Annotated in this window: 16 protein-coding genes; 11 read left to right on the top strand and 5 right to left on the bottom strand. The window is 69.0% G+C overall.

The window, feature by feature from the left end; translation table 11 throughout:
• The first annotated feature begins 113 nt into the window (after positions 1 to 113).
• On the top strand, positions 114 to 1,457 hold the full coding sequence (locus OEJ37_RS07735; protein WP_175943552.1) for an MFS transporter: 1,344 nt from the start codon (positions 114 to 116) through the stop codon (positions 1,455 to 1,457).
• Between the two features lie 122 nt (positions 1,458 to 1,579).
• Here the strand turns inward: OEJ37_RS07735 and OEJ37_RS07730 are convergent, their stop codons facing one another.
• Together OEJ37_RS07730 and OEJ37_RS07725 are read right to left on the bottom strand one after the other, a co-directional pair.
• Complete coding sequence (locus OEJ37_RS07730) at positions 1,580 to 2,590, bottom strand: 3-hydroxybutyryl-CoA dehydrogenase (protein ID WP_263343820.1); 1,011 nt, start codon at positions 2,588 to 2,590, stop codon at positions 1,580 to 1,582.
• Positions 2,587 to 3,693 (bottom strand): NAD/NADP-dependent octopine/nopaline dehydrogenase family protein, encoded by a 1,107-nt coding sequence (locus OEJ37_RS07725; protein ID WP_263343819.1) that lies wholly within the window; start codon positions 3,691 to 3,693, stop codon positions 2,587 to 2,589. The genes OEJ37_RS07730 and OEJ37_RS07725 overlap by 4 nt, the downstream gene beginning before the upstream one ends.
• A gap of 149 nt (positions 3,694 to 3,842) precedes the next feature.
• Here OEJ37_RS07725 and OEJ37_RS07720 point away from each other — a divergent pair, with 149 nt between their 5' ends.
• Positions 3,843 to 4,817, top strand: coding sequence for an AraC family transcriptional regulator (locus OEJ37_RS07720; RefSeq protein WP_263343818.1), 975 nt, complete (start codon positions 3,843 to 3,845; stop codon positions 4,815 to 4,817).
• A complete protein-coding gene (locus tag OEJ37_RS07715) occupies positions 4,814 to 5,851 on the top strand; it encodes a LysR family transcriptional regulator (RefSeq protein WP_174420706.1) in 1,038 nt (345 codons plus the stop codon). Before OEJ37_RS07720 ends, OEJ37_RS07715 begins: the two co-directional genes overlap by 4 nt.
• Before the next feature lie 41 nt (positions 5,852 to 5,892).
• Here the strand turns inward: OEJ37_RS07715 and OEJ37_RS07710 are convergent, their stop codons facing one another.
• Positions 5,893 to 7,011 carry a porin gene (locus OEJ37_RS07710; RefSeq protein ID WP_175917497.1) on the bottom strand — a complete coding sequence of 373 codons (1,119 nt, stop codon included), beginning with the start codon at positions 7,009 to 7,011 and terminating at the stop codon, positions 5,893 to 5,895.
• Positions 7,012 to 7,421: 410 nt separating this feature from the next.
• On the opposite strand from OEJ37_RS07710, the gene OEJ37_RS07705 reads away from it, so the two are divergent.
• The gene (locus tag OEJ37_RS07705) at positions 7,422 to 8,819 is read left to right on the top strand and encodes a spinster family MFS transporter (RefSeq protein ID WP_263343816.1); all 1,398 of its coding nucleotides are present in this window, start codon (positions 7,422 to 7,424) and stop codon (positions 8,817 to 8,819) included.
• A 232-nt stretch (positions 8,820 to 9,051) separates the two neighbouring features.
• The gene (locus tag OEJ37_RS07700; protein WP_263343815.1) at positions 9,052 to 10,044 is read left to right on the top strand and encodes a PDR/VanB family oxidoreductase; all 993 of its coding nucleotides are present in this window, start codon (positions 9,052 to 9,054) and stop codon (positions 10,042 to 10,044) included.
• Positions 10,045 to 10,081: 37 nt separating this feature from the next.
• Here OEJ37_RS07700 and OEJ37_RS07695 read toward each other — a convergent pair whose 3' ends face one another.
• Entirely contained in the window at positions 10,082 to 11,002 is a 921-nt protein-coding gene (locus OEJ37_RS07695) for a LysR family transcriptional regulator (protein WP_263343813.1), read from the bottom strand.
• Between the two features lie 139 nt (positions 11,003 to 11,141).
• On the opposite strand from OEJ37_RS07695, the gene OEJ37_RS07690 reads away from it, so the two are divergent.
• The 3 genes from OEJ37_RS07690 (at position 11,142) to OEJ37_RS07680 (ending at position 13,377) form a co-directional block, all read left to right on the top strand.
• Positions 11,142 to 12,425, top strand: coding sequence for an aromatic ring-hydroxylating oxygenase subunit alpha (locus OEJ37_RS07690; protein ID WP_263343811.1), 1,284 nt, complete (start codon positions 11,142 to 11,144; stop codon positions 12,423 to 12,425).
• Complete coding sequence (locus OEJ37_RS07685) at positions 12,422 to 12,925, top strand: aromatic-ring-hydroxylating dioxygenase subunit beta (protein ID WP_263343870.1); 504 nt, start codon at positions 12,422 to 12,424, stop codon at positions 12,923 to 12,925. Before OEJ37_RS07690 ends, OEJ37_RS07685 begins: the two co-directional genes overlap by 4 nt.
• A gap of 65 nt (positions 12,926 to 12,990) precedes the next feature.
• A complete protein-coding gene (locus OEJ37_RS07680) occupies positions 12,991 to 13,377 on the top strand; it encodes a tautomerase family protein (protein ID WP_131946915.1) in 387 nt (128 codons plus the stop codon).
• Positions 13,378 to 13,475: 98 nt separating this feature from the next.
• Here OEJ37_RS07680 and OEJ37_RS07675 read toward each other — a convergent pair whose 3' ends face one another.
• Positions 13,476 to 15,029: a sensor histidine kinase gene (locus OEJ37_RS07675; protein ID WP_263343810.1), complete on the bottom strand. Its 1,554-nt coding sequence runs from the start codon at positions 15,027 to 15,029 to the stop codon at positions 13,476 to 13,478.
• Between the two features lie 174 nt (positions 15,030 to 15,203).
• Here OEJ37_RS07675 and OEJ37_RS07670 point away from each other — a divergent pair, with 174 nt between their 5' ends.
• The 3 genes from OEJ37_RS07670 (at position 15,204) to OEJ37_RS07660 (ending at position 17,406) form a co-directional block, all read left to right on the top strand.
• Positions 15,204 to 16,397: an acyl-CoA dehydrogenase family protein gene (locus OEJ37_RS07670; protein WP_263343809.1), complete on the top strand. Its 1,194-nt coding sequence runs from the start codon at positions 15,204 to 15,206 to the stop codon at positions 16,395 to 16,397.
• A gap of 102 nt (positions 16,398 to 16,499) precedes the next feature.
• Positions 16,500 to 16,877 (top strand): hypothetical protein, encoded by a 378-nt coding sequence (locus OEJ37_RS07665; protein ID WP_174420714.1) that lies wholly within the window; start codon positions 16,500 to 16,502, stop codon positions 16,875 to 16,877.
• Positions 16,878 to 16,884: 7 nt separating this feature from the next.
• On the top strand, positions 16,885 to 17,406 hold the full coding sequence (locus OEJ37_RS07660) for a nuclear transport factor 2 family protein (protein WP_263343808.1): 522 nt from the start codon (positions 16,885 to 16,887) through the stop codon (positions 17,404 to 17,406).
• The last annotated feature ends 11 nt before the right edge of the window (positions 17,407 to 17,417 follow it).

Raw genomic sequence — 17,417 nt, 5'->3', positions numbered from 1 at the left:
GAGTGATGACACTCCCCTTTTTCTGCGGATTTGACCGGGAAGGCGGTGCCGACAACACTAGCCCGCAGTGCTGCAAAGACGGCACGCGCCCGCCTCCCCCTTCAGAGTCCGCCATGTACCCGACCGACACCGTGCAGTCCCCGAGCGCCGCCCGGCCGCTCGCCGACCGGCAGCTTCGCCGGATCGTCATTGCCTCCGTCGCCGGCAACGCGATGGAATGGTATGACTTTTTCGTGTACGGCACGGCCGCGGCGCTCGTGTTCGGCCACGTGTTCTTCCCACCCGGCGCGTCGCCGCTCGCGGGCAGCCTCGCCGCGTTCGCGGCGTTCGCGCTGGGTTTCGTCGCGCGGCCGCTCGGCGGGATCGTGTTCGGCCACGTCGGCGATCGTTACGGGCGCAAGGCGTCGCTCGTATGGACGCTGCTGATCATGGGCGCGTCGACCTTCGCGATCGGCCTGTTGCCGACCTACGCGCAGGTCGGCCTGTGGGCGCCCGCGGCGCTCGTCGTGCTGCGCCTGCTGCAAGGCATTGCGTCCGGCGGCGAATGGGGCGGCGGCGTGCTGATGATCAGCGAGAACGCGCCGCCCGAGCAGCGCGGTTATTACGCGGCGTGGAGCCAGCTCGGCGTGGGCGGCGGCTTCGTGCTGTCGTCGGCCGCGTTTCTCGCCGCGCAGGCGCTGCCCGATGACGCGTTCCGCACGTGGGGCTGGCGGCTGCCGTTCCTCGCGAGCATCGCCATCTTCGCGATCGGCATCTATATCCGCCGCCATCTGCCGGAAAGCCGCGACTTCGAGCAGGCCGGCAAGCGCGGCGCGCACACGCATCTGCCGATCGTCGAATGCATCCGCCGTCACCCGAAGGAAATCCTGCTTGCGATGGGGCTGCGCGTGGCCGAGAACGGCGGCGCGTACATCTTCCTCGCGTTCTCGCTCGTCTACGGCAAATACGTCGGCATTCCGAACGGCGTGATGCTGACCGGCGTGATGATCGCGATGATCGTCGAGATGGGCGCGATGCTCGCATGGGGCCGGCTGTCCGACCGGATCGGCCGCAAGCCCGTGTACCTGATCGGCGCGCTGAGCCTCGTCGCGTGCGCGTTTCCGTTCTTCTGGCTGCTCGACACGCGTGCGACGCCGCTCGTATGGTTGGCGCTGACGGTCGGTACGGCCGTCAGCCACGGCGCGATGATCGGCACGCTGCCCGCGCTCGTCGGCGAACTGTTCAGCACCGAGGTGCGCTACTCGGGCGTCGCGCTCGGGCACGAGGTCGCATCGATCTTCGCAGGCGGGATGTCGCCGCTGATCGCAACCGCGCTGCTCGCGCGCTATCACGCGTCGTGGCCGGTGTCGCTGTTCCTGGTCGCGCTCGGCCTCGTCACCGTCGCGACGCTGTGCGTCATGCGCGAAACGCGGATCGTGAGGGCCGCTCCCGTTGCCGCCTCTACCGACACGGCGTGACCATGATGCTTCGATCCGCGCAAGCGGGCCGATCCGCACCGGCGGGCGGTAAACACGGTGGCGGCCGGCACGGCCGTTCCCGGCACGTGCCGCCGCTCGCGCTTACCCCCCCGACGCGCCGCCTATTTGCCGCCCTCCCGACGCGCACCGTCGAATGCCGGCGCGAGCCCGAGGTGGTCGAGCAGCCGTGCGAATTCGCCGAGCCGCTGCCGCATGTACGCGGGCACATCCACGTTCGCATAGTCGTGGAACCCGGCCCCCGTACGCACGCCGTCGCGCCCGGCCTCCACGTTGCGCACGACGCTCGCGGCCGGCGCGAAGCGCGGGCCGATCTCGCCGGCCAGGTACTTCGACGCGTAGTACAGGATGTCGCAGCCGCCCCAGTCGATGAATTCGAGCAACCCGAGCACCGCGAAACGCGGGCCGAAGCCGGTGCGGATCGCCGTGTCGATTTCCCGCGCGCTCGCGACGCCTTCCTCGACCATCCGCGCGGCCTCGTTCATCGCGAGCGCCTGGATACGCGGCACGATATAGCCGGGCGCCGGCCCGCAGATCACCGGCTTCTTGCCGACGCGTTCGAGCAGCGCGGCGAGCCGGTCGACCACCAACTGATCGGTTGCATCGCTGCGGCTGATCTCGACGAGCGGCATCAGCAGCGCGGGGTTCAGCCAGTGCGCGTTCAGCATCCGAGCAGGATGCGCGACATGGCGCTGCAACTCGGTGACGACGAACGTCGACGTCGTCGACGCGATCGTTGCGCGCGCATCGACATGCTCGCCGAGCCAGCGCAGCGCGTCGGCCTTCGCGTCGAGCACTTCGGGCAGCGCCTCGAACACGATATCCGCGCGACGCACGGCATCCGCCGCGCCGTCCCGCGCAACGAGCGCGATGCGCGCGACGACGGCGTCGGCTTGCACGGCATCGATGCGACCGAGCGCGACCTGCGCGTGCAGCGGCCGCGCGATCTCGTCGTGCGTGCGATTCTCGAATGCGCGCCATCCGGCCGCGTCGCGCGGCTTGAAGTCGACCAGCGTCACGTCGAGGCCCGCGTACGCGAACACGAGCGCGATCCCCTGCCCCATGCGTCCCGCGCCGAGCACATGCACGCGCGTCACATCGGCTGCCGCGCTCATGCCGCGTACCCCGCGTCGAGCAGCGCACGCATCGCGTCGGTCGACAACGCCGCGAGCCCGAGCCGCTCGAGCGTGCGGCCTTCCGCATACAGATCGCGCACCGCGACCGCGCTCGCGATGCTCAGCAGCCCCTGCGCGACGGGCGTCGGCACGCCGGCCCAGCTTCCGCACGATACGATGAAGGACAACCCGAGCCGGGTGTCCTCGAGCATGTAGCGATGCGTGCGCAGATCGATCTTCTCGCGCCAGTCGCCGCTATCGGTCAGCTTGCCGTGCGCGCCGCGCCCGTACATCCATTCGTCGCCTTCGGCCGCGTAGTGGTCCGCGAGCGGGAAATGCGGCGCGCGATAGCCGAGCGCTTCGCGCACCGAAATGCGTTCGGCATCGAGCGCGTTCGTCACGCGACGGATCGCCGGCTGCGTGCCTTCGTTGTGGATGTCCCATGCGTCGAAGTGTTCGAGCGGCCCCGCATTCATCAGGATCAGCGGCGGATGGATCACGGGCCCCGCGTTCATCAGCGCGCCGGACAACGCATCCTCGACCGGCTCGACCGACGGATAGCCCGCGCGCAGCACGTCGAACGCCCAGCCGGCCGCATTCGCGGGGAACACGCCGGTCGGCAGCCGCGTCGCATACGCGCTGATCACGACATCGTTGTCGCCGTGCTTGCGCACCAGGTACGGCAACGTGCCCGTCTCGGCGAACGCGACCCGCGAACGGTTGCCGGCATCGGCCACCGCACGCGCGAACACGAAGCTGCCGAACGTGCCGGGCGGCAAAAACACGACCTGGCCGTCCTCCAGCAACGGCGCGACCCGCGCGGCGAGCGCATCGTGCGACGTGGCCGGCAGCGGCACCACGACGAGCCGTGCGCCCCGCAGCGCGGCTTCGAGATCGTCGGTCAGGCGGATCGCGCCTGGCGCATCACCGAGCGGCACGTACCGCTTGCCGCGATAGTCGGTCACGTTCAACGTGCCGAGTTCGCGCAGCCGCGCGTGCGGTTCGCGGTCGCGCCGCCACCACGTCACGTCGTGCCCCTTCTCGAACAGGTCGATGGCCGCCGCATGGCAGCCGTGGCCGCCGCCCAGTACACATACCTTCATCGTCGTCTCCGGTTGATCGAGTGTTTCCGAGACTACGCGGCCGCCCCCGCCGCGTCGCTTCAAAACGCGCAACGACGCGCCGGTTCGCGCAACGCAATCGCGGCGCTGCGCATGAAGCCGCGCCAACGCATCCGATACGAGGTCCATGAATGGACATTGCCCTTTCCCGCCATGCGCCGAACCGGCTCGGCACGCTGCAGGCGCCCGACGAAGTCGAACGCGCGGTCGCGCACCGGCTCGGGCCGCACCGGATGGCCGCGCGCGGCCGCGATCCGTTTCGCGCGGAGTTGTACGAAGTGCCGCTGCATCACGGCGCGCTGCTCGAACTCTGCTACGGCCGCGAAACGCGCATCGACTTCGGCGGCGACGCCGATCACTTCCTGTTCAGGCTGACGCTCGCCGGAGCCTGCGAGCTGCAGGCCGGCAGCGTCGTCGCGCGCGCCGGCCCGGGCGAGCTGACCGTGTCGTCGCCCGCGCTCGCGAGCCGCCTGAGCACGAGCCCCGATTGCCGCAACCTCGTGCTGCGGCTCGAACGCGGCGCGCTCGAACGCAAGCTGCAGGACATGCTGCACGCGACGCTGACGCGTCCGCTGCAGTTCGAACTCGCGGCCGGCGGCACCGGCGCGGGCGCCGCGCTCGTGCTGCCGACGTTCGAATACCTGTGCCGGCTCGGCGCGCAACCGGGCATCGGTACGGCCGCGACAACCTTCGGCGCCGATCTCACCGCGTGGCTGATGTCGCTGCTGCTCACGCACCTGCCGCACTCGTACAGCGACACGCTCGCCCGTGGCACGCCGCCGCTGCCCGCGCATGTGCGCCGCGCGTGCGACCACGTCGACGCGCATCTCGGCGAACCGCTCGCGCTCGCCGCGCTGGCGGCCGTCGCCGGCGTCGCACCGCGCACGCTGCAGCACGCGTTCCGCGCGTTCCTGCACACCACGCCGGCCGCGTACGTGCGCGAGCGCCGGCTCGCCGCCGTGCACGCGGCGCTGCAACGCGGCGACGCGCGCAGCGTGACCGACGTGCTGATCGCGCACGGCATCCATGGCTTCGGCCATTTCGCAAAGGCGTATGCGCGACGTTACGGCCATGCGCCTTCCGTCACCGCGAGGAAACCACGATGATGCATCCCGCAACCGGCCGCCCCGCGGCCCCGGCTCGCGCCGACCCCGTGCCGCACGACGGCGACGCGCCCGACGGCCTGCGCGTGCAGGATCTCGATCTCAACCTGCTGAAGACGTTTCGCGCGGTCTACGAGGAGCGGCACGTCGGCCGCGCGGCGCTGCGGCTCGGCGTCACCCAGCCGTCCGTCAGCTACGCGCTCGGCCGGCTGCGGCTGATGTTCCGCGACGCGCTGTTCGTGCGTACCGGCACCGGCGTCGAGCCGACGCCGCGCGCGCAACGGCTCGCGCTATCGGTCGACAAGGCGCTTGCGATCCTGCAGGACGTGCTCGACGAAGGCTCGCGCTTCGCGCCCGACAGCACGCAGCGCGTGTTTCGCCTGCACATGAGCGATTTCGCGGCGAGCGCGTTCCTGCCGACGCTGCTCGCAGAATTCGACCGGCGTGCGCCGGGCGCCGTGATCGAGACGCTGCACGTCGACGAATGCCAGCTCAACGTCGCGCTCGAATCGGGGCGCATCGATTTCGCGCTCGGTCATTTCGCCGACGCGTCGAGCCACTTCCAGCGCGCCGCGCTGCTGCACGAGCGCTGCGTGCTGCTGATGCCGCGCCGCACCGCGCAGCGCGTCGTTCTGCCCGACGATTTCGTGCTCGACGGCGCAGCGCCCGACGCGCTGCGCTTCGTCGCGGTCACGTCGCATCCGCAGTCGATGCAATTGCTCGAACGGCACGGGCTGATGCCGCGCGTACGCGCGGCGCTGCCCGATTTCATGGTGGTGCCCGCGCTGCTGCAGGACGGCGATTACGCGCTGATCCTGCCCGAGACGATCGCGATCACGTTCGCGGCGCGGCAGCCGTGCGTGCTGTACGAAATCGCCGGCGCCTGCGAATGGCCCGTCAACGCGTACTGGCACCGGCGCTTCGATGCGGACCCCGGCCATCGCTGGCTGCGCGCGTTGCTGCTCGAACTGTTCAAGATCGGCCAGCAGGCGCCGTTCGACGCATGGCTCGCGCCGCAGCCGCCGGCCTGCGCATGACGACACACGCCGGCGCGGGCCGGCCGGCGTGGCCGGAGCGATCAGAACGACGTGAGGATGCCCGCGACGATCGAACTGGCGGTCGCGCCCGGCTTGGCGACCGCGACGCCGCCGCCCGCCGCGCCGTTGACGACGAAGCGCGCATGCGCGCCGTTTCGCACCATCGCGGCGCCGGTGTACAGCACCGTGCGCTTCGACAGCGGATAGTCGAAGCGGATGCCGTACGAATCGGCGTTGCCTTCGCTGTCCGCGACCTTCCGGTAATGGCCGACGCTCAGCAGCAGCGACGCACGCCCGATCGGCACCGTCGCGCTCAGTTCCATGATGTCGCTGTGCGGATACGCGCTCTGGCTGTCGATCGCGGTCGCGACGTCGGGCCCGCCGCGATGCCGCAGGTACAGCGCGGCGACCTTCACGACGTTGAAGTCGTACGAAATCGCACCGACCGTGTAGTTGCCGTTCGCGGCCGGGCTCGTGTCGCGCAGCGTGGACGCGGCAACCGGGCTGAACTTCTGCTGCATGTAGTCGACATCCACCGACAACCCGCCGCGCGCGTAGTTGAGGCCCGCGCCGTAGGTATCGCCCAGCGTCGCCGGCTGGCCGGCCGCGCCGTTGGTGCCGCGCGCGGCCATCGCGCGCAGCATGAAGCCCGCATAGCGCGGCGACGTATAGCGCATCGAGTTGCGCACGCGCAGGAACGCGGGCCCGACGAAGTTGTTCGTCGCGTTGCCCCATGCGAGCCCCGCACCGAGGCCGGGCAGGCTGTATGTGACGAGCGTCGTGTGCACGATCGTGTAGAGCTCGCCGAACTGCACGCCGCCGAACGGCCCCGTGATGCCGACCCACGCTTCGCGGCCGAACAGCGCGCTGCTGTTCGACAGCGCGCCGCTCGCCGCGTTGAAGCCGTCCTCGAGCTTGAAGATCGTCGCGTAGCCGCCGCCGAGATCCTCGACGCCCTTCAGCCCCCACTGCGTCGCGAACAGGTTGCCGCTGCCCATGCGCGTCACGTGGTTCGGTCCGGCGTTCGCGTATTCGACCGCGGTGTCGATGCGGCCGTAGAGCGTCACGCTCGATTGCGCGAACGCAGGAAGCGCGATGCAGGCGAGCAGCGCCGCAAGCGGTACGGCAAGCCGGTCGGCCCGCCCGTTCGGATGGTTCATGTTCGTCGTCCCGTAGAAATGCCGGCGCCTGTCGACATCGCGCCGTGTGGTGTGAAGCGCGTTCGCCGCAAGCGACCAACGCTGCCAATGAAAAACGGGCCGAGTCTAGGAACGACAATTTCGGACGTCGACGCAATGCGATCTATATCGCTTATAGATGCGCCGCATGATGCGCGCGCGCCCCGCCGCACATGCGCTGCGCGGCGGCCCGCGCGCACGGCCCTGGTGTTTTCTTTATCCGGGTCGGTAGATGCCCGTGTGGCGCGGCTGTCACTCCGGCTATGGCGGCCGAATTTGGCCGACTACGCTGCGTCTCCGATCGTGTCACCCGCACGCTTTCGCGCCGCGACGGCGCCCGGCCCGCAAGGCCGCTGCCGCGCTTTTCCACCGCCCGCTCCTGGAGAATCCGCATGTCCGCATTCACGGCCCGCGCTGCCGACGGCAAGCGCTATACGTACGAATGGTATGTCGTCGTCATCTGCATGCTCGCGTACGTCTTTTCGTTCGTCGACCGTCAGGTCCTCGTGCTGATGATCGAACCGATCAAGCGCGACCTGCACCTTTCCGATACGCAGTTCAGCCTGCTGAACGGCTTCGCGTTCTCGCTGTTCTATGCGGTGATGGGGCTGCCCGTCGCGTATCTCGCCGACCGCTACGCGCGCCCGCGGATCATCTCGATCGGCATCGCGCTGTGGAGCGTCGCGACCGCCGCGTGCGGGCTCAGCCAGCATTTCGTGCAGATGTTCGTCGCGCGGATGGGCGTCGGCGTCGGCGAGGCTGCGCTGTCGCCCGGCGCGTATTCGATGCTCGCCGACTACTTCCCGAAGGAGAAGCTCGGGCGCGCGATCGCCGTGTATTCGCTCGGCTCGTTCATCGGCGGCGGCGTCGCGTTCCTGATCGGCGGCTACGTGATCGCACTGCTCAAGCATGCGAGCGCGTTCACGCTGCCGGTCGTCGGGCAGGTGCATGCGTGGCAGGTCACGTTCCTGATCGTCGGGCTGCCGGGGCTACTCGTCGCGCTGCTGTTCGCCGCCACCGTGCGCGACCCGCAGCGCAAGGGGCTCGCGCAGGATCGCTCGGGCGCCGTGCGGCGCGTGTCGATGCGCGATTCGCTGCGCTTCGTCGGCACGCACCGCGCGACCTTCACGTGCCACTACCTCGGCTTCTCGTTCTACGCGATGACGCTGTACTGCCTGCTGAGCTGGACGCCCGCGTTCTATATCCGCCGCTTCGGGATGACGGCCGTCGAAGCCGGCTACACGCTCGGCATCGTGCTGCTGGTCGCGAACACGGCCGGCGTGTTCTGCGGCGGCTGGCTCAACGACTGGCTGCTGCGCCGCGGCCGCAGCGATGCGCCGATGCGCGCCGGCGCGATCGGCGCCGCGTGCATGGTGATCCCCGCGACGCTGTTCACGCAGCTCGATCACCTGCCGTCGTCGCTCGCGATGCTCGTCGTCGCGATGTTCTTCGCATCGTTCCCGATGCCGACGTCGACCGCCGCGATGCAGACGCTCGCGCCGAACCAGATGCGCGCGCAGATCTCCGCGCTGTTCCTGCTCGTGTCGAACCTGATCGCGCTCGGGATCGGCACGACCGTCGTCGCGCTGTTCACCGATCGCGTGTTCGGCGCGCCGGCCGCGGTCGGCCATTCGATGTCGATCGTCAACGTCGCGGCGGCCACGCTCGCCGCGCTGCTGCTCGCCGCCGGGTGCCGGCACTATCGCCGCAGCCTCGATCGCGAACGAAGTCATGCATTGGTGGAGGCGCCGCAGGCGGCCGATGCCGGTGAAGCGATCGCTGCGCGCTGATCGTCGATCGCCGACGCTGATCGCAACCGGAAATCGGAAATCGGCGGCTGGCAACCAGCAACCAGCAACCAGCAACCAGCAACCAGCAACCAGCAACCAGCGATTATTTGCCCCACTGATTCCGGCATCGCTTTTTAATCGATTTGATTTATGCGATGCCCATCCCTATTCTCGATCGCATGACGGCGCGGTATCTGCCGCGCCGCCTTCCTCTTACCCCACGGAATTTTTCATGCAAGCGAACCGCCACCAGGTCCGGATCGACGCGCTGATCGACGCGGCGCAGGACATCCGCTGTTTCCGGGTTTCGCGCGTCGACGGCCAGCCGTTCGACGCGTACGAACCGGGCGCCCATATCGACGTCACCGCGCCGTCCGGCATCACGCGGCAATACTCGCTGTGCGGCAACCCCGACGAGCGCGGCAGCTACCTGTTCGCGGTAAAAAAGGAAGCGCAGTCGCGCGGCGGCTCGCGTTCGCTGCACGACGACGTGACGCTTGGCGCAGAGCTGACGATCGGCGCGCCGCGCAACCTGTTTCGTCTGACGGACGACGCGAGCGAACACGTGCTGATCGCGGCCGGCATCGGCATCACGCCGCTGCTGTCGATGGCGTATGCGCTGCACAAGCGCGGCGCGCGCTACCGGCTGCATTACTTCGCGCGCAGCCGCGAGCACGCGGCATTCGTCGACGAACTGTTGGCCGAGCCGTTCGCGTCGCACGTGACGTTCCACTACGGCGTCGAGCCCGATGCGCTCGCGACCGAACTCCGCCGCTGCGTCGAATCGATCGATGTGCGTGCGCATGTGTACACGTGTGGCCCGGGGCCGTTCATGGATGCGGTCGTCGCGGCGGCTGCGATGCGCATTCCCGAGGATTCGATTCATCTCGAACGCTTCGCGGCAGCCGCCGCAACCGCCGATGCGAATGCAGATGCCAACGCGAGCACCGGCCCGGCCGACGGCTTCGAAGTGCGCCTTCAGCGCAGTGGGCAATCGGTGCGCGTCACACCGGACACGTCGATCGTCGACGCGCTCGCGCGGATCGGTATCGAGGTCGACACGTCATGCGGCGAAGGCGTGTGCGGCACCTGCATGGTGCCCGTCGTCGACGGCGAGCCCGATCATCGCGACCACTGCCTCAGCAAGGCCGAACGCGCGAGCAACACGGTGATCTGCTGCTGCGTGTCGCGCGCGCGCTCGGCGGTGCTGGTTCTCGATCTCTGACGCGCGCACGCGGCACCCGCCGCGCGCGGCCCGGCCGTCACGCGTCGTCGAAACGCTCGACGATCTCGGCCAGCAGCGCGCGCATCCATGCGTTGCCTTCGTCCTCATGGAAGTGCTCGTGCCAGTGCATCGTCACCGGCGCGGGCGGCAGCGTCACGGGCAGCTCGTAAAGCCGGAACGCGTTGTCGCGGTTCAGGATCCGTGCGAGCCGCTTCGGCAGCGTCGCATAGAGATCCGTGACAGACAGCACGCTCGGCAGCGCGACGAAGTGCGGCACTTCGAGCGCGATGTTGCGGCCCACGCCCTGCGCGCGCAATGCGTCGTCGAGCGCGTGGTGGCTGTGCTCGACCGATTTCACGTTGACGTGCGCGGCACTCACGAACTGTTCCAGATTCAGCGCGGTGCCGGCCGGCAACCCGCGCCGGCGGCCCGTCATGCACACGTAGGTTTCCTCGAACAGCACCTGATGGCGCGTGCGCGGCATCAGCTCCGGCAGGTTGCCGATCGCGAAATCCAGCCGGCTCGCGCGCAGCGCTTCCTCGATCTCCTCCACCGGCATCGGCTGCACGCTCAGCGTCGCGCGCGGCGCGCGCTCGCGCAGCGCCTGGCAGATCGCCGGCAGGTACGCCATCTCGCCCGCGTCCGACAGCGACAGCCTGAACGTGCGCGTGCTGGTGGCCGGATCGAAGCGCTCCGCGTAGCGCAGCGCCGCGCGCACCATGTCGAGCGCCTTGCCGACGATGCCCGCGAGTTCGAGCGCGACGGGCGTCGGCTGCATGCCCGAACGCGTGCGCACGAACAGCGGATCGTCGAACAGCGTACGCAGCCGGCCGAGCGAATAGCTGACGGCCGGCTGCGACAGCGCGAGCCGCTCGCCGGCCTTCGTCAGGCTGCGTTCCTCGACGATCGCCTGGAACACACGCAACAGGTTCAGATCGAGATGATCGACCGACGTCATCGTAGCCTCCATCATTTGCCGTATTTATTGACTCTACGATTTTAGATCAATTTGACGGATATATAGCAGAAGACGAGACTGGGCATTCGATACCGCGCCCCGCGCGGCCCGATTTCGCGACTCTTTCCCCACGACGACGATGAGCGACATTCCCTACCAGACGATCGACACCCGCGCGTTGCACGGCCTCGCGCAGCCCGACCGCATCGCGCCCGCGATGTATCACGATCCCGCGCTGTTCGAAGCCGAGCTCGACCGCATCTTCTACCGCACCTGGATCTGGGTTGCGCACGAGAGCGAACTGCCGCAGCTCGGCGACTTCGTCACGACGACGATCGGCCGCCAGCCGGTGATCGTCGTGCGCGACAAGACCGGCGAGATCAACGTGCTGCAGAACCGCTGCCGCCATCGCGGCGCGACCGTGTGCGAATCGCACAAAGGCAACGCGAAGGGCTTCACGTGCCCGTATCACAGCTGGTCGTACGCGCTCGACGGCACGCTGCGCGCGCTGCCGTACGGCGACGGCTACGAAGGCGTGTGCGAGAAAGGCGACCTGCCGCTCGTGAAGCTGCGTGTCGGCGTGTACCAGGGGCTGATCTTCGCGAGCTTCGACGACGACATCGAACCGCTCGAGGATTTCCTCGGCGGCGCGAAACCGTGGATCGACCTGTTCATGAAGCAGGGCGCCGGCTACCCGATCAAGGCGAACGGCGAGCACAAGTTCAAGTTCAAGGGCAACTGGAAGATCCAGCTCGAGAACACGACCGACCTCTATCACTTCCCGGTCGTGCACAAGTCGTGGATGAAGTCGATCGACGACGAGACGGCCGCCGCGATCACGAGCTTCATGACGAGCGAGGATGCGTTCTGCCGCGGGCTCGGCAACGGCCACAGCCTCGCGGTGCTGATGCCCGAGCTGATCGATCTCGACGAGGACGACGGCGCGCCGCTGCCCGAGCGCTTCGCGCCGCTCGCGGCGAAGCTCGCCGAGCGCCACGCGCCGGACGAAGTGCGCCGCATCGTGCGTTCGCTGATGGGCGTCGGCTTCAACCTGAACCTGTTCCCGAACCTCGCGCTTTCGATGGCGTTCTTCCGCGTGCTGCGGCCGATCTCCGCGAACGAAACCGAGATCCGCCACGTCGCGCTCGCGATGGACGGCGGCCCCGACGAAGCGAACCGCGAGCGGCTGCGCATCCACGAGCACTTCCAGGGCCCGTTCGGCTTCGGCAGCCCCGACGACGCGGAAGCGTGGGAGCGCGTGCAACGCGGCGCGCATGCGGGCCCCGACGTGCCGATCCTCGTGAACCGCGGGCTGAACCGCGAGACGACCGCCGCGAACGGCGAAAAGACCGCCCATGCGACCGACGAGACCGGCATGCGCGAGGCCTACCAGCAATGGCGCAAGATGATGGAGCAGCAATAATGGACGACCGCAACGCCCTTTTCTCGCAGCAGACCTTCGCCCGCGCGATCGAATTCGTGTGGCGCGAAGCCGAGATGCTCGATCGCCGCGACTATCGCGCGTGGCTCGACCTGTGGGATCCGGCCGGCCACTACGTGGTGCCGATCGATCCCGACGCGACCGATTTCGCGGCGACGCTGAACTACGTGTTCGACGACCAGGACATGCGCGAGAAGCGCGTGCAGCGGATGGTGTCAGGTTACTCGGCGTCGGCGACCGACGCCGCGCGCACGGTGCGCACCGTGTCGCGCTTTACGCTGGAGAGCGGCGGCGCCGACACCGTCGAGCTGAAATCCGCGCAGGTCGTCGTCGCGTACAAGCGCGGCGTCGCGACGCTGTTCGCGGCCGACGTCACGCACAAGCTGCACGTCGATGCCGAAGGCGAGATGCGGATCGCCGAGAAGATCGTGCGCCTGATCGACTCGACCGAAGCGCTCAGCGCGATCGGCTTCCTGCTGTAAGCCGTGGCCGGTTCGCCGCTGCAAGTGCAACGGTGAACCGGCAACCTTCACCTTTCCGGACGACCATGCCCACACTCGAAGTTTTCCTGCCGGCCGGCCATGACGACGCCCGCAAGGCCGAGCTGATCGCGCGGCTGACCCGCGCGACCGTCGACGCGATCGGCGCGCCGATCGAATCCGTGCGCGTGCTGCTCACCGAATTGCCCGCAACGCACATCGGTCTCGGCGGCCGCAGCGCCGCGGACGGCGCGCCGCCGTCGCTGCCCGTGATCGTCGCGATCCTGATCGCCGGCCGCACCGATGAACAAAAACGCGCGCTGATCGCCGCGTTGTCCGATGCCGGCGCGAACGTGCTCGACGCGCCGCTGCAGGCGACGCGCGTGATCATCAAGGACATTCCGAACACCGACTTCGGCATCGGTGGGCAAACCGCGCGGGCGCTGGGGCGCTGACGATGGGGCGGGCGTCGGTACGTCGGGCATCGCTACGTCGGGTGTCGCTACGCCGGGCCTCAATACGCCGGGCCTCGCCACACCGCGCGTCGCAGCCGCTACGCGTGCTCACCGGCGAGCGGCAGCGTCACGCGGCAATCGAGGCCACCCCCATTGGCCGGGCTCGCGCCGATCCTGCCGCCATGGCGCGTGACGATGCTCTTGCACAGCGACAGCCCGATCCCGTTACCGCCCGCCTTCGACGACGAGAAGCCGTCGAACAGCCGGTCATGCGCGCCTTCCGCGATGCCCGGGCCGTTGTCGATCGCACGCAGCTCGGCGTACCCGTCCACGTTCGCGGTGCCGAGCGTCAGCGTGCGCGGCACGCGCTCGCAGCCAGCGAACGCTTCGATCGCGTTGAACGCGAGATTGAGAATCACCTGCCCGATCAGCACGCGCTCGCAGCGAATCGGCAACGGCGTATCGGCCTGCATGATCGCGACCGTCACGCCGGCCTCCTTCGCGCGCAGCTCGATGAAATACGCGACATCGGCCAGGATGTCGCGCAGATCCGCAACCGCGACGACCGTCTCGCGCTTCACGATGAATTCGCGCACGCTCTTGATGATCAGCGCCGCATGCTCGGCCTGCCGATCCGCGCTGCGCAGCCCCCAGATCGCGTCGTCGACGGCGCCGCCGCCGTTCAGCCGCCGCACCGCGCCCTCGATGAAGTTGCGCACCGCCGCGAGCGGCTGGCTCAGCTCGTGCGCGATCACCGTCGCCATCTCGCCCATCGCGTTGTAGCGGCCCGCGTATTCGAGCATCCGCGCTTCGGCGCGCCGCGCGTCCTCGATCGCGACTTCGTCGCTGACGTCGCGGAACTGCACGAGCAGCCCGACGAGGTCGCCTTCAATCTCGACCTGCCGGCACGTGATGCGCAGCCAGCACGTCGAACCGTCGCGCCGCACGATCCGGTAGCGCTGCGGCTCCGACGGACACGTCGACGGCGCATCGCGCAACTGCGCGACGAGCCGGTCGCGATCGGCCTCGGTGCAGTAGTCGAGCACCTCGCCGAGCGCTTCGTCGGGCGCGAGCCCGAGCACGCGGCGCCCCGATTCGCTGATGAACTGCGCGCCGCCGTGCGGCGACACGACCGCGACGCCTTCGTCGAGATCCTGCATGAACTCGCGCAGCCGCGCCTCGTAGCGGCGCAACTGCTGGCGGATCGCTTCTTCCGCGCTGATGTCGCGGAACTGCACCATCACGACATCGTGCCCGCGCAGCGGCACGTAGGTGGCAATCGCCTCCGACAGCATGTCGACGCCCGTGCGCGACCGGTAGCACCACTCGTACACCTGCGGCCCGTCGACCATCGCGCGGTCCATCGCGCCCACGCCGATCTCGCGCCGGTATTTCGGTTCGGGGCGCGTCATGTCCGGCGCCTTCAGCGGCAGCAGTTCCTCGACAGAAAAGCCGAGCGCGATGCACGCGGCGCGGTTGGCCCACACGATCGCCTTGGTCTGCGCGTCGTGCAGCAGCACGCAGGTGGTGAGCGCATCGAGCAACCGGTGGAAATCGTCTTCGTCGGGAAAACTCATGATCGGATTCGAATGAAGGCGCGCGGCATCGCGCAGCCGGAAACCCAACATAGCACCGGCGCGCGCCGATCGCATCTGAAGATTTCTTTAGTCCGGCACGGAACCTCACCAGTCGCGCGGCCCAACGCACCAATTGCTGCGTGTTATCGGCGTTTCTAGACTGGCTGCATCGTCGTGCCGCGCGTTGAAATGCCGCACAGCACGCATGCCGCCCCGCAATCGAACCCTATCCGCCCCCAGGAGCCAGCCATGCCCCAAGCCGCCCTCGCCATCGAACCTGCGCCGACCTCGCCACCCGTGGCGGGCGACCCGGCCGGGCGGCTGTCGCCGTTCGACGCCGTGATCGAGACCGTCGCCGCGCGACGCGAAGAGTTCGACCGCCTGTCGCACGTGCCGCGCGACGTGATCGCGCTGTTCAAGCAGGCCGGCATCTATCGCGCGGGCACGCCGCGCCGCTTCGGCGGCGATGCGCTCGCGCCGACCGCGTTCCTCGACATGGTCGAACGGATCGCGACCGCAGACGGTTCGGCCGCGTGGGTCGCGAGCTTCGGCTCCGCGAACGTCTATCTCGCCGCGCTGCCGCTCGAAACCCAAGCCGAGCTGTACGCGAGCGGCCCCGACCAGGTGTTCGCGGGCGGCCTGTTCCCGGTGCAGCCGGCGCAGCCCGCGCCGGGCGGCTGGCGCGTGAACGGCACGTGGAAATTCGCGAGCGGCTGCAAGGGCGCCGACTGGCTCGGCGTCGGCATCGTCGTGCCGGGCGCGCAGGACGCCGCGCCGAACAAGCCGCGCACGGCCGTATTCCGCGCCGCCGACGTCGAGATCGTCGAGAACTGGAGCGTGGTCGGCATGCAGGGCACCGGCAGCCACGACCTGCGCATCGACGACCGTGTCGTGCCCGAAGCGTGGACCTTCGTGCGCGGCGGCGAGCCGACCGTCGACGAGCCGCTGTACCGCTATCCGACCGTCGCGTATGCGGCGCAGGTGCTGGCCGTCGTCAACCTCGGCCTTGCGCGCGCGGCGCTCGACGTCGTGAACCGCATGTCGGGCGGACGCCAGACGACGACCGGCGCGCCGCGCCTCGCCGATCGAGCGTATTTCCGCATCGAGCTTGCGAAAGCAGAGGCGCAACTGCGCTCGGCACGCGCGTTCTTCTACGATGCGACCGACACGGTCTGGCAATCGATCCTCGCGGGCAACCCGGTGACGCCCGACCAGGTCAGCCTGCTGCGGCTCGCTGCCACGCAGATCGCGCGCGAAGGCGCGAGCGTCGTCGAACGCGCATACCGGCTCGGCGGCACGGCCGCGATCTACCGGTCGCATCCGCTGCAGCGGCTGCTGCGCGACGCGATGGTCGTCACGCAGCACGCGTTTCTCGCCGAAGGCAACTTCGACGGCGCCGGCGCGGTGTTTACCGGCGTCACGCCGTTTCCCGGCTATCTGTAACCCGCATCGACTGAAGCTTTTTTTGAACGTGCATGAAGCCGATGCCGAAGCGCTCTCGCCGGCCGGCTCATGCACGCAACCGATTCCTCAGGAGAACCTGACATGTCCGATTCGAATCCGCTGCCGCTGCGCGTGCTGTTCTGCTGCGGCGTGTCGCAAAACTTCTTCGACCTGCCGCGCGAGAAGATCGGCGAAGTGTGGCAAGCGTACGGCGCGATGCTCGCCGCCGTCGAAGCGATGCCCGGCGTGCGCGTGCTCGGCGTGATGGACGACGATCGCCTCGTGGTCGGCCAGGCCGACGGCGCGCCATGGACGTTCTACATCATGGCCGACGTCGCCGATTTCGATACGACGGTCGCCGTATGTAACCTGTATCGCACGACGCCCGTCGGCGAATACAACCTGTGGCGCTACGGCAAGATCGAGGCGCGCGTCGGCCGCGCGCTGGCCGTGCCGCCCGCCGCACGGCCCGCGTCGTGAGGCAACGATGACCGCCCCGTCACCCGGCCTGATCGATGCACTCGCGCAGCGTGTCGCGGCGCTCGACGCCGAGCGCGCGGTGCGCGCGACGATCACGCGCTACATGGCGCTGTGCGACGTGCCCGAGGATGCCGGCGACGGCCCGCCGCTCGCCGGCCTGTTCACGGCCGACGCCGTGTGGGAAGGCATCGGTCCGCAGTACGCGCGCAAGTTCGGCCGCCTCGAAGGCACGGCCGCGATCGTCGCGATGCTGCGCCGCTATCTGCCGCCCGATCCGCACTTCTCGGCGAACCTGCATTTCCTGACGTCGGAATCGATCGAGGTCGGCGCCGGCAGCACGAGCGCGCGCGGCCGCTGGATCATGCTGCAGGCGTCGCGCTACGCGGACGGCACGGCCGAGCTGATCGCCGCGCGGCTGACCGTCGATTTCGCGCCGGCCGCAGACGGTTCCGCCTGGCTGATCCGCCATTTCCGCACCGAGCGCGTGCTCGACGGCCCGTGGCCGCTCACCACCGCGCCACGGTCCTGATGCCTTCCATA

The organism is Burkholderia sp. BKH01, from assembly GCF_025685725.1.
Lineage (GTDB): Bacteria > Pseudomonadota > Gammaproteobacteria > Burkholderiales > Burkholderiaceae > Burkholderia > Burkholderia pyrrocinia_C.
The sequence above is the reverse complement of the archived record's forward strand: the minus strand, read 5'-3'. Positions and strand labels throughout refer to the sequence as shown.